The sequence below is a fragment of the Rhizobium sp. BIGb0125 genome, from assembly GCF_024810055.1.
In the GTDB taxonomy this organism is placed as follows: domain Bacteria; phylum Pseudomonadota; class Alphaproteobacteria; order Rhizobiales; family Rhizobiaceae; genus Agrobacterium.
Genome location: NZ_JANUDV010000006.1, coordinates 227,685 through 240,586, shown reverse-complemented (window position 1 = coordinate 240,586; position 12,902 = coordinate 227,685). Strand labels below are relative to the sequence as shown.

The window sequence follows — 12,902 nt, the reverse complement described above, 5'->3', positions numbered from 1 at the left end:
GAGTTCTTATGCGTATCGCTGACATCAAATTAACGCCGGTTGCTATCCCCGACAAACCCTTGCTGAATTGCAAGGGTGTGCACCAGCCCCATGCGTTGAGAACCATCATCGAAGTCATCTGTGATGACGGTACGGTTGGTTTGGGAGAAAGCTATGGCAGTATTAAAGCCCTGGACGGTTTAAGACGGGCGGCTCCGTCATTGATCGGGCTTGACCCGTTTCACCTTCACGAGTTGAAGGCAAGAGTGATTGCTGCCTTGCCCGGTGGTGGAGGCATCAACGCGAAAACCGCCGTTGCCGATCACGAGCTGACGGACGTTGTTGCCTCGGCATTTGAAGTTCCATGTCTTGATATTCAGGGCAAGCTGCTTGGACGGCCGCTTTGTGACCTGCTTGGTGGGGCGGTTCGTGACACGGTTCCCTTCAGCGCCTATCTGTTTTTCAAGTTTGCCGCTCATATCGGTCAAGAGCCGGACGAATGGGGGGAAGTGCTGACGCCAGACCAGATGGTTGGGGAAGCCCGCCGGATGGTGGATAAATACGGCTTTCAGTCCCTGAAACTCAAAGGGGGGGTGTTACATCCCGATCTCGAAATCGAGACGATGCTGAAGCTTCGCGAAGTCTTTCCAGATCATCCTTTGCGGATTGATCCCAATGGCGGCTGGACCGTAGACACGGCCATTTACATGGCACGAAAACTGGAAGGGGTTCTGGAGTATCTTGAAGATCCCGTCATTGGTATGGACCAGATGGCGGAGGTGGCCGCAGCAACATCGATTCCGCTGGCCACCAACATGATCGTTCTTGAGTTTGACCAGATCGCCGAAGCCTTTCGCAAAAAAGCTGTCCAGATCGTCCTGTCCGACCATCACTATTGGGGCGGTCTGCGTGCCTCGACACATCTTGGCAAGATCTGTGAGACATTGGGCCTCGGTGTATCCATGCACTCCAACTCGCATCTCGGTATCACGCTGGCTGCAATGACCCATGTTGCCGCAGCGACACCCAACCTTAGCTATGACTGCGATACACATTTCCCATGGACTGGCGTCGATGTGATTGAAGGTTCACCCTTCACGTTCCGCGATGGCAAGCTCAATGTGCCGCAAGGCCCGGGTCTTGGTGTGTCACTTGACCACCAGAAACTCGCCGATCTTGCTGCGCTCTACGAACAGACTGAGATGAAGGAACGCAACGACACTGCCTATATGCAGTTGTTCGATCCCGGTTACGAAAGACGCGTGCCGCGCTGGTAACTAAAACGTCTTTCACAGGATGTTGGGCGTCCGGTTCATGACGCCCCTTGGGAATCTATGGAGCGCTGGAGTTTAGCGCTCTTATCCCTGAATCAGGGAGTTTCCCGCAGGCGTTGACCGACGCACGACCTCATAGGTCTCGAATTGGGTGACGGGCACGGGGCGTCCAACGTGGAAACCCTGGATCTGGTCTATTCCGTATTGCCGCATCAACTGCTCATGGGCTTCGGTTTCTGCACCCTCGACAAGAATTCGCAGGCCACGGTTGCGCAGCAGGCTGATGATATCACGCAGCATCATGCGACCGCGCTCGGTGTCGCAATCATGCAGGAAGGAGCGGTCGATCTTCACCGTGTCGAATTCGATCAGACGAAGCCAGGACAAACCGGCAAAACCGGTGCCGAAATCGTCGAGCCAGATTTGCGCACCAAGTTTTCTCAGATCACTGATGCAGCGAACCACCTCCTGATCCATCTCCAGCTCGACGCCTTCGGTAATTTCGAAGGCAAGCCGCGCACCCATCAGGCCAAACTCTGACAGCGTGGCTGCGACATAGGTCGCAAACCCGGGCATCTTCAGTTCGATTGGCGAGACGTTGACACTGGCAACAGGCACAAGATTGGTCGCCAACAGATCGCTGCAAACCGTTCGGATTGCCCAGCGCCCGAGATCGACAATCGCTCCTGTTCGCTCGGCGATCGGAATGAAGGTGCTTGGCAGAACAGGCGTTCCGTCCAGCATCCTTAATCTCATCAAGGCTTCAGCCCCACTCAATTCGCCTGTCTTGACGTCGCGGATCGGTTGATAAACCAGAGTAACGAGGCGCTGTTGAACGGCGATTTTAAGGATCGCTGCAATGTTTTCACTGTCATCGCTCGCCCATGGGTCCTTGGTGTCGAATAGTTTGACGCAGTTGCGGCCACTTGCCTTTGCGGCATAGAGCGCACGGTCGGCCTCGTGAATGACCCTGTCTACTTGGATTGCATTACCGCGTGTGTGCGACACACCCACGCTGACGGTGACGAAGGGTGTTCCGTCGCGTCTTGCTTCATGCGGATACGCCATGACACGGACGGCGATACAAATCGCTTCCGCCAGATCGGCGGCGCGTTTGGGTGTGTCGGTCGGGGCAATGACGATGAACTCCTCACCGCCATATCGGCCAATGATGGCGCCATGCAGTGATGCAACGGTTTTCAGTCGCTGCGACACCGCAATCAGGCAACGGTCTCCCTCCTGGTGACCGTAGCAGTCATTGTAACGTTTGAAGAAGTCGACATCGATGAGCAGGACAGCAAAACTCTTGCCGTGCTCTCGCCAATTGTTCCAGTAGTCACGCAGTCGCTGGTCGATCGCGCGGCGATTTTCAAGGCCGGTCAGCGAATCGGTGATGGACAAGTGCAGCAAAGCCTTGCCCCGTTCGTCGGCTGCTGATTGCTGCAGCCGCGCCTCATAGGCGTTGAGGAAAACCTTGTAACGCTCTCTGTTGAGCTGCAGGTTCACGTAGGATGTAAAAATGAAGCAGGAAATACAGAATGCACCGAGGATCAGCTTGTAAAGCAATCCCATCGGCTCAAAGGCGTAGAGAAAACCGACGAAGATTGTCAGGTTCGTCGCCGAAGCCGCGAATGCCAGTGGAAACCGGAAGCTGAAAAACAGGTTGAAGCTCATCATGAAGATGGCGCCAAACACCATGTAATAGGAAAAGGCATTCGCATGGCTGGTCATTTGTGCCGTAGCGAGCCACACTACATAACCTGAAAGCACGGAGACTGCGGCAACAAGATCGATGATATCGGCACGTGCCTTGAAGTGCAGCAGAATTTCGAGAACGCACAATGCGACGATGCCCACGGCAACGCGGCCCGCAATGGTGTAGAGCGCGACATCGCGCAGGAACAGGTAATCGGTCGCAGAGTAAGCGATATATGCGGCAACAGCGATCCAAAGACCGTGACGCGTCACGTCTTTTCGGTTGAGTTCACTTTCCTGCTGATAGAGGCTACGCATCTGCTCAGGGGAAAGCGCCGGCCGCATCGCGGGCACGGTGGTCTCGGCTAACAAGTGCATCATGCCCTATTCACCCAACATCCAGCGCATTGATTCTAGCCGCCATCCGGCCAGAGCCGGAAGTCAACGATGATTCACCCTGCGCAAGCTCCCATGCCACTCTCAACCGAGAGTGCACCAACTCTCATATATCCTGAGGTTATTAACTTTTTCTAAACTTCTCACAAACGGGAAAGGTGGGGGTTGTTGAAAAACATGACCTCCTCGAACTTGACGTGCACGGAAAATGCTGAAGATTTTATCTTTTTCTTTAACCCTTTATTCAGCAGTGAGGTTCGCGTGGCTCAGCCTTTGTTCTCCCTTGACGGTGAAAGTCTTATCACTCCCCAGTCGGTCACTAACCATCGCCACCCGTCTGACAAAACCGCCGAGGCCGATCTTCTGGCAACGGCAGAGGCGGAGTTCGTGCTGATCATGAGCCTCGCAAACCAGCGCTTCAGCGCCGGTAACGACCTCGCCGAAGCGACAAAATGGCTGATTGCCCAGATGCATGATTTGCGGTGGAAATATGGTCCGGCCGTATGGCAGGGACTTATTCCGATCATTCAAGCGCACCCTTCCGCAAAAATCATGCAGCAGTGCCCATTCACCCGTTGGTCTTTTGAAAAGCCACGTGGTTATTCGGGCGACGCCAGCCTTATCGACTTTATTTACGGTCATTCGGCGGTAGCGGATGAGGTGTCAAAATCCACGCCTCTCGGCCTTAACATCTTTGAATATACCCGCAATGCGCCGGGACCGGTTGCCGTTCGCGAGCGCCGCGACATTCTAACCGAGTATGTTGATATGGTTGCAGCCGAGAAGGGACCGGAGACGGAAATTCTGACCGTTGCAGCAGGCCATCTTCGTGAAGCAGAAAATTCTCAGGCGCTTAAGAACGGTAGCATCAAGCGTTGGGTTGCCCTTGATCAGGACCCGCTCAGCATCGCATCGATTTCAAGCCAGTTCCATGGCACGTGCATTGAACCAATCGATGGCTCTGTCCGTGGCCTGCTTGCCAAAAAACACAAGATCGGCACGTTTGATTTCATCTATGCCGCAGGCTTGTACGATTACCTTACCGACAAGGTTGCGATCCGCCTCACCCAGGTTTGCATGGACATGCTGAAGCCGGGCGGCATGTTCCTCTACGCCAATTTCTCCGATGAAATGGCCGATGACGGTTACATGGAATCCTATATGAACTGGGAGCTTCTCCAGCGTTCGGAAGCTGATATGTGGCGCGTTACCAATGCCAGTGCTGATCCAAACACCGTAGACAGCAAAGTGTGGTTTGGCGCCAACCGAAACATCATCTACAGCACAATCAAAAAACGGTCCTGAGGATCATTGGGCCAAGGCCATTCGGCCTGTAACTTCCGAAATAGCGACGACGCAATACTAAATTGCGTCGTGACAGAGACGAGGCTTGGAAGTTCGCAAACCTTGCCATTTGCGCTAAGCTGGCGTGCGGGCTCTTACTAAATGTCGTCCGGCCAATGACTACAGGACCTATTCTGCCAGGGCCAAATCAATTGCCACTTCGCAATGGATCAATGTGGTGTCGAAAACCGGCACGGAAACATTATCCTGATTAAGCAACATGCCGATTTCGGTGCAGCCTAGGATCATGCAGTCGGCCCCAGTTTCGACAACACGCTGGGCGATCTGCTCGTATGTGGCACGGCTGTCATCCGTGGTGATGTCCTTGCACAGTTCATCATAGATGATGTGATGAACAACTGCGCGGTCATTAGCATCAGGTAGAACTGGATCGAGCCCGGCTTCGATCAACCGCCCCGTATAGAAGCTTTGCTCCATGGTGAATGCCGTGGCCATGAGGCCGGGTCTATGGAGACCTGCTTCGGCAATGCGGCTGGCGGTGGCATCTGCAATATGCAGCAAGGGAATGCCGACGCCGCTCATCATCTGATCGGCAAGTTTATGCATGGTGTTGGTCGCGAGAATGATAAAATCTGCGCCGCCACGTTCCAGTGCCTTGGCCTCGGCATTCAAAATCTGCCCGGCCTCTTCCCACTTGCCAGCGCTTTGTAATGTCTCGATTTTTGCGAAATCAAGCGAGCGGATCAAAAGCTCAGGGGAATGAAGACCGCCAAGGCGCTGCCTCGTGATTTCGCAGAGCTTGCGGTAGTAGGTTTGTGTCGACGCGGCGGACATGCCGCCCAAAATACCGATAAGTTTCATTGCGCCATTATCCGTTCAGAGGCTTTTAATGTGCCCAGCCTGCCACTGGGCGGTTTGTCGAGACGTGAGTTGTTTTAACATCAGATGAACCGTGCGGTAGATGGCAATGTCAGGGATTTTGCATGTCCTGCCTGATATCCGAGAGGTTAGAGTGTTCTTCTTTGTGCAAAATCATCGGCTTTCGGCGCCGAGAATCCATCATGACAGTTGAATTTTCACATGCTTAGATCGCTTAGGCGATATGGTCGTTACGACACAAGGAGCTTGCTGTGGCCTACATCTACATCGTGACGGATTGCGAATTCGACGGTCCTATACCGGGTATGAATTCGATGCTTTCTTTCGGGTCTGTCGCTGTTTTCGAAACTGGTGAGATTCTTGGCGAATTTGAAGGTGTTCTGCAACGCCTTGATGGCGCCGGAAGTGACCCGGCTGTAATGGATTTCTGGCAGCGGTTTCCTGAGGCATATGCGGCGGCTACAGAAAATGCGCAGCCACCGGATGTCGTCATTAAACGCTTCGTCAATTGGATCAGGTCGCTTGGACACCATCCGATCTTTGCGGCGCATCCGGTTTCTCTCGATGGGCCGTGGTTTGACTATTATCTGAAACGGTTTACCGGCAGGCCATTGCTGGAAGGGCCTTGGGTGGAGGACCGGTTATTTCGCTATGCACCACTTTGCATCATGTCGATGGTTGCCGGAAAAACCGGGCGTGAGCACTGGAACTGCGATGTCAAAAAATATCCGGCTGAATGGCTCGGGTCGGTCGAGCATACCCATCGTGCAATAGATGACGCACGTGGTTACGCCAATCTGTTGCGCTTCTTGATCAGAGACCGTTGATACGGTCCTGCCGTGTCTGGCGAGCTTGCTTTGGTCAAAGATGTCACGGGGTTCGGTAAACCCCGTGACTGATCTTATCTTGATTGGCCCTGAAGTTGGACCGCGTCAGGCGCCGTAAGGCACCCAGATGTTTTTCACCTGAATGGCCCTGCGCAGATAATCGCGCCCCTGCGCCTCGGAACGGTCCAGCCAATCGGGCTGGCGACCGTTATTGACCCAGGTTGCTTTCAGGTTTCCGGCAGATGCCTTTTCAACCATCGCGCTTCCCTTGTCCGAACCGAAGTACCAGACAGCAGCCACCTCATCATGTTCAGCCAATGTCTTGGCCAGCACATCACGCTCACCGGTCACGATGTTGATGACACCACCCGGGACATCCGATGTGTCCAGTACCTGATAGAAGTCACCCACAATCAGTGGATGTCGTGAAGACGGGATGACTACGACGCGGTTGCCCATGGCGATTGCTGGCAGGACGAGCGACACCAGAGACAGAAGCGGTGCCTCATCCGGGCAAACGACGCCGACAATGCCCCATGGTTCATTCATGGCAAGCGTGACATGGCGAGATTTGGTCGAATGCACCGCGCCATCAAACTTGTCGGCCTGTGCTGCGTAGTAGGAAATTCGACGCAGGGATGCCTCGAACTCCTCCGTTGCCTTCTTCTCGCTCACGCCGGTGCTTTCGATGATACGCGCGACGAATTCGCCGCGCCGTGCATCGAGGTTTTCGGCAAGATAATAAAGCACCTGTGCACGGTTATGGGCTGTTGCGGAGCTCCAGCTTGTTGCCTTGGACGCTGCTTCCACGGCATTGCGGATATCCTTGCGGTTGCCAATGCCGGCCATGCCGATTACCGCGTTGCCCTTGCCTGTCACAGAGTAGCTGTAGCCACCGTCGGGACGAGCTTGTTTACCGCCGATATAGTTTTTCATGGTTCGGTCGAGACCATCGACCGCCATCTTGCTGTCTCCTGACGGCAAGGCCGACGGGGTGAAGGTTTCAAGGGCCTTGGCGACCGGAAGGCTCTTTTCCCAATCGGCAGCCAGGTATTCATAAAGGCCTTCGCGCGCACCTTCGCGCCCAAAACCGCTTTCACGGTAACCGCCGAAACCGGCACCGGCATCAAGCATATTGGTGCAGTTGATCCACACCACGCCGGCCTTGACGCGTGCCGCCAGATCAAGCGCCACATTTATGTTTTCCGACCAGATCGATGCGGCCAGGCCGTAGCGGGTGTTGTTGGCCAGTGCTGCGGCTTCATCCGGCGTGCGGAATGTGAAGGCAGCAGCAATCGGACCAAAGATTTCCACCTGGCAAACGGTAGAGGCCTGATCAACTTCGGTGAAGAAGCCGGGAGCGATATAATTGCCCTTTGCTGGCAACGGGTTCTTGCTTTGCCAGAGTTCGCCACCTTCATCCACGCCCTTGCGAACCAGATCGGTGATGCGCTTTACCTGCGTAGCGGAAACAATCGCGCCGACATCGGTCGACTTGTCGAGCGGATCACCAACGCGCAGTGTTTCCAACCGCTTTTTCAGGCGTGCGTAAAACGTCTCGGCAATACCTTCCTGCACCAGCAGGCGGGAACCCGCGCAGCAGACCTCACCCTGGTTGAACCAGATGGCATCAACCACACCTTCAACGGCAGCATCCAAATCAGCATCTTCGAAGACGATGAACGGTGATTTACCGCCGAGTTCCAGCGAGAGTTTCTTGCCCGAACCGGCAATCTGCTCCCTGATGACCCGACCAACCTGCGTTGAACCGGTAAACGCAACCTTGTCTATGCCGTCATGGCCACAGACGGCTGCACCGGTCGAGCCATCACCCTGGATGATGTTGACGACACCTGCCGGCAGACCAACCTCATGGCAGATTTCTGCAAAAGCAATGGCTGTCAGCGGAGTGAGATCAGCGGGCTTCAACACCACGGTATTACCGGCGGCCAGTGCTGGTGCGATCTTCCATGCCAGCATCAACAGCGGGAAATTCCACGGAATGACTTGACCGCAAACGCCAACGGGCGAGAAGCCACGGAACTCGTCTTCCAACATCTCAGCCCAACCGGCATGGTGGTAGAAATGACGAGCAACGAGAGGAATATCGATATCGCGGGTTTCGCGAACCGGCTTACCGTTGTCCATGGTTTCGAGAACCGACAGGAAACGCTCACGCTTCTGGACGTGACGCGCAATGGCATAGAGATAACGGGCACGTTCATGGCCGGATAGTTTCGACCATTTTCCGAAGGCGGCACGGGCAGCCTTGACCGCCAGATCGACGTCATCCTCATTGCCGCAAACGATTTGCGCCAGGTCTTCGCCGTTTGCGGGGTTTGATACGGTAATGGTCTTGCGGCCTTCCGGAGTTACGAAACGGCCGTTGATGTAGTGACCGAATGAGCGTCCGTGTTTATCGAGCCACTGCTTCACATCGCCATTCGCCTCGGGGGAAGGTCCATATTCCATGGTTTGCAAAATGTCCTTAATGGATACCATTTTTTCAGTCCTTATGCGGCAGCGTGGTGATGAGCGCTGGAGTAGCGGCCGGTTACAAAATGTTCGAGCTGCCGCTCGATATCGCCAAGCATCGAGCTGGCACCGATGCGGAACAGGTCAGGTTCCAGCCAGCGATTGCCCAATTCTTCTTTCATCAGGGTGAGCCAGGACAGTGCGTCCTTTGCTGTTTTCAAGCCGCCGGCAGGTTTGAAGCCAACCATCTGGCCTGTCAGTTCTCCGTAGTCGCGCAGCGCACGCACCATGGTCAGACTAACCGGCAGCGTAGCATTCACTTCCTCTTTGCCGGTTGAAGTTTTGATGAAGTCGGAACCCGCCTGCATCGCTACCATCGAGGCACGATAAACATTGGTCAGCGTGTTGAGGTCACCCGTTGCGAGAATAGCCTTCATATGGGCATCCCCGCAGGCTTCGCGCATCGCGGCGATCTCGTCATAAAGTCCAGTCCAGTTCTGCGTCAGAACGAATTCACGAGTGATAACGATATCGATCTCTTTCGCGCCCTGGTCGACGGCATAACGGATTTCCGCGAGTCTCTGCGGAAGCGGTGTCAGACCAGATGGAAACCCTGTTGCGACGGACGCAACCGAAATTTTCGTTCCTTCCAGTGCCTTAACGGCGTGCGCGACCATTGTAGGGTAGACGCATACCGCGCCGGTGGTGATGCCGGCATCGGCGAGACCAAGCGCCTCCAGAATGTCGTCGCGGACTGGGCGGCGCGCCTTGGCACAAAGGCGGCGGACGCGCCCGGCCGTGTCATCGCCCGACAATGTTGTCAGGTCGATGCAGGTGATGGCCTTGATCTGCCATGCGACCTGATATTCCTTTTTGATAGAGCGCCGCGCGGTGATTGTCGATGCCCGCCGCTCGGATGCGCTGCGATTGACAGACACATCCTCAAACCATTCCGGCTTTAGGGGTGTGCCATTGTTTCGTGGGAAGTTTTCGCTCATTTTCTGTCCATTCTTGAGATCAGGCGCTAACGGCAGCATGTTCGCGGCAAAATGCCTCGAACTCTTCGACGCTGGCGTAGGCCTTCTGTGTTCCGGGACGGGTGATGGAGTGGGCCGCGTAAAGCGACGCCTTTTTTAAGGAAGAAACGACGTCGCCATTTTCTGCGTAGAACCGGGCAAAAGAACCGATAAAGGCATCGCCTGCCCCGGTAGTATCTTTTGGCGTGACTTTAACCGGGGCGATGTTGACGATTTCCCTTGCGGTAATCATGCGCGCGCCGCGTCCACCCAGCGTTACGATGACGGTACGAATACCGCGTGCGATCAGTGAACGGGCAGCAGTGACAATGTCATCATCGGTATCGGTTGGCAGACCGGACAGCAGCGCCAGTTCGCTTTCGTTCGGGACAAGGAAGGTGACCTGACGGATACGTTCCGGGTCGAGATCGGCTGCCGCCGGGGCCGGGTTGAGAATGGTCTCAATACCGTTTTTGGCTGCAAGCTCTATCGTGTGATAGACAGTTTCAACCGGCACTTCCATCTGCATCAGAATGAGGCCGCATTGTTTGAGATCGGACGCTGCCTTATCGACTTCCGCAGGCAGAAGATCCGCATTGGCGCCCTTGACGATAAGGATCGAGTTCTCGCCCGATTGCTCGACAAAAATCGGTGCAACGCCGCTGGAGCGGCCAGCGATCTTTTCCACATGGCGGGTATCAACACCAAAACTTGCGAGATTGCGAATGGTGTTGTCGGCAAACACATCGTCGCCGACACGGGTCACTATCATTACATCGGCGCCGAGGCGAGCCGCTGCAACCGCCTGGTTGGCACCTTTGCCGCCGCAACCCATTTCGAATGTTGGTGCTTCTAACGTTTCACCCGGTCCCGGCATGCGGTCCACATAGGTGATGAGGTCGACCATGTTTGAGCCAACGACCCCGATTTTCTTGCTCATGATGAACTTCCCTGAATATGCTGTTTCAAAGAGTGCCGATCCTGGCGCCGAACTGCTCGGCGGCGGCACGGTCGAGATAACCGAGCCGCACTGGAAAGATCTTGCGTTCGCCCGGAGAAAGGATTTGCACGTTGTTTTTGGCTTTTTCCGCCAGATAACCCTCGGGTTCGCAGGTCGAGGGCAAGGCAAAAGCAGCGACTTGCGAATCTCCGTTCACCAATATCCAGCGCACTGTTTTGGGGAAGGCGGCCAGTGGATAGGAGATGCTGAAGCCGTCACCCTCGTTTCGCTGCATCATCAGATGCGTCTTTCCATCGCCATCTTGCGGCAGGCCATTGATGTAGAACACCTGTTCGGGATCATATCGCTGTGGTTCATCCAGCACTTCCATGGCGGATGGCTTTTTTGCCAGCGTGTCCAGAAGTGACAGATAATCGGGGTTGGGTGTGACATGGCCGGGCACAGCTGTGCGCACCCTCACCTGTTCCGGCGTATAGGCCACCGGCTGAACGATACGTGCGCCCTTGGCATACGCGAAGTTCACATGGCACATATACATCAGATCCATGGGGGCCGATGACAGGTTTTCGATATCCATGACGATATCGAACAGCGTATCCTCTGCATGCAGTTTTACACTTGGCCGCGCCAGATAATTGGCCCCGAAGCCCATGACATATTCGATCTCACCGGTGACACGGATGAACGCGCCGCGTTCATCGTGACCGATGACGAAACCGGCCTTGTCCATGGATGCGCAGGGCATTTCTCCGTGCAGAGCGTGATTGTCCTCTGGTGATGGGCACCCGTTACGCAACATGCCGCTGTGAAATGCAAAGCAACCATAGGTCTCAACTATCGAACCAGCTGGCCGCGGCATGGCAAAACGGCTACCCATTGTCAGATCGACGCCATCAAATTCGACACTCCAGATCATCTGTCCCATGAAGGGCAGGATGACGATGCGGCCGCGACGGTTCTCGATCTGCAACGCCTCGATGCCGGTGGCGTACCGGAACTTCGTGACCTTGAGCCCATCGCCTGAGGCCAGAAGATGCGGAACCTCGGTGAAGTCCTGTCTGCGAAGATTAAATTCTGTCTCCTGCATTGGATCACCTGCCGGGGTTGCGCCATGCATTGATGGCGATGACGAGAATAAGGAAACCGCCCCAGATGAAATCGATGAGGTGGTTGGAGAACCGCATCATCTGGAAGCCTGAGGAGAGCAACATGAGGGCAACGAGCGCAATGGCGATGCCGAGAACACGACCTTTGCCGCCAGCCGGATTGGTGCCGCCAAGAACGGCGATCAACACGGCCTGTAGGAGATAGGATGCACCGTAATCAGATTTGGCAGCATTGGTGCGCCCAGACAGAATGATACCCGCCAACGATGCCAGCACACCTGTTAGCATGTAGGAATAGAGCATCATCCGGTCTTTGCGGATGCCGGCAAATACGGACGCACGCGGATTGGTGCCGATCAGCATGAGATTGATACCAAGCGTCGAGCGCGTCAGCAGCACAGCGACAATCAGGCAGACCGCAATGAACAGGATGAAGGGCGTGGCGATACCAAGGATCTTGCCATTGCCGATCCAGTTCCATGCGTCGGGAAAACCGACAATGGCCGGGCCGCCAGTCATGACCAATGCCAGTCCCATCAACACCTGACCGGTGCCCAGTGTGGCCAGGATCGGGGTGATACGCAGTTTGGCAACCAGCAGGCCATTGACCAGACCGGCCACCAGACCAACCGCCATGGCAATCAGAATGCCAAGGCCGGTGTAGAATATCATGCCCGAGGTGGAAGATTGCCCCGCCTGAACCATGGTGGAGTGGAAATAGACACCGGCAATGATGCCTGCGAGATTGGCAATGCCAACCACGGACAGGTCAATGCCGCCCGTCAGCATGGCAATCATCATGGCGATGGAGAGGATCCCCAGTTCCGGCATGATGTAGCTGATGGATTCAAAGTTGTAGTAGTTCAGGAACTTGCTGGGATTCATCCAGGTCATCAGCGCAAAAACGATGACCGTGATGACAAGCAGCTGCAGGATGTTGTTGTCGTTGCCGAGAAGCCGGCGCATGTCGAACGAATTTTTCATGATGC

At 55.2% G+C, this 12,902-nt stretch carries 10 protein-coding genes; 3 read left to right on the top strand and 7 right to left on the bottom strand.

Annotated elements, in window-relative coordinates; all coding sequences use genetic code 11:
- The first annotated feature begins 8 nt into the window (after positions 1-8).
- The gene (locus tag M2418_RS18205) at positions 9-1,256 is read left to right on the top strand and encodes a glucarate dehydratase family protein (RefSeq protein ID WP_259148338.1); all 1,248 of its coding nucleotides are present in this window, start codon (positions 9-11) and stop codon (positions 1,254-1,256) included.
- Positions 1,257-1,337: 81 nt separating this feature from the next.
- On the opposite strand, the gene M2418_RS18200 is transcribed toward M2418_RS18205, so the two are convergent.
- Complete coding sequence (locus M2418_RS18200) at positions 1,338-3,329, bottom strand: putative bifunctional diguanylate cyclase/phosphodiesterase (protein ID WP_405049448.1); 1,992 nt, start codon at positions 3,327-3,329, stop codon at positions 1,338-1,340.
- Between the two features lie 276 nt (positions 3,330-3,605).
- On the opposite strand from M2418_RS18200, the gene M2418_RS18195 reads away from it, so the two are divergent.
- A complete protein-coding gene (locus M2418_RS18195) occupies positions 3,606-4,649 on the top strand; it encodes a class I SAM-dependent methyltransferase (RefSeq protein ID WP_250983889.1) in 1,044 nt (347 codons plus the stop codon).
- Between the two features lie 168 nt (positions 4,650-4,817).
- Here the strand turns inward: M2418_RS18195 and M2418_RS18190 are convergent, their stop codons facing one another.
- The gene (locus M2418_RS18190) at positions 4,818-5,510 is read right to left on the bottom strand and encodes an aspartate/glutamate racemase family protein (RefSeq protein ID WP_250983888.1); all 693 of its coding nucleotides are present in this window, start codon (positions 5,508-5,510) and stop codon (positions 4,818-4,820) included.
- Between the two features lie 269 nt (positions 5,511-5,779).
- Between M2418_RS18190 and M2418_RS18185 the strand changes: the two genes are divergently transcribed.
- Positions 5,780-6,355: a DNA polymerase III subunit epsilon gene (locus M2418_RS18185; protein ID WP_250983887.1), complete on the top strand. Its 576-nt coding sequence runs from the start codon at positions 5,780-5,782 to the stop codon at positions 6,353-6,355.
- A gap of 105 nt (positions 6,356-6,460) precedes the next feature.
- Here M2418_RS18185 and M2418_RS18180 read toward each other — a convergent pair whose 3' ends face one another.
- Genes M2418_RS18180 through M2418_RS18160 form a run of 5 tightly spaced genes read right to left on the bottom strand, consistent with a single transcriptional unit; the run spans position 6,461 to position 12,897 of the window.
- A complete protein-coding gene (locus tag M2418_RS18180) occupies positions 6,461-8,857 on the bottom strand; it encodes an aldehyde dehydrogenase family protein (protein ID WP_259148337.1) in 2,397 nt (798 codons plus the stop codon).
- 11 nt (positions 8,858-8,868) lie between these two features.
- Positions 8,869-9,828, bottom strand: a complete 960-nt coding sequence (deoC, locus tag M2418_RS18175) for a deoxyribose-phosphate aldolase (RefSeq protein WP_259148336.1) — start codon at positions 9,826-9,828, stop codon at positions 8,869-8,871.
- A gap of 19 nt (positions 9,829-9,847) precedes the next feature.
- On the bottom strand, positions 9,848-10,786 hold the full coding sequence (gene rbsK / locus M2418_RS18170; RefSeq protein ID WP_259148335.1) for a ribokinase: 939 nt from the start codon (positions 10,784-10,786) through the stop codon (positions 9,848-9,850).
- A gap of 25 nt (positions 10,787-10,811) precedes the next feature.
- Positions 10,812-11,894, bottom strand: a complete 1,083-nt coding sequence (locus tag M2418_RS18165; protein ID WP_259148333.1) for an aldose 1-epimerase family protein — start codon at positions 11,892-11,894, stop codon at positions 10,812-10,814.
- Between the two features lie 4 nt (positions 11,895-11,898).
- Positions 11,899-12,897, bottom strand: coding sequence for an ABC transporter permease (locus tag M2418_RS18160; protein ID WP_259148331.1), 999 nt, complete (start codon positions 12,895-12,897; stop codon positions 11,899-11,901).
- Positions 12,898-12,902: the final 5 nt, after the last annotated feature.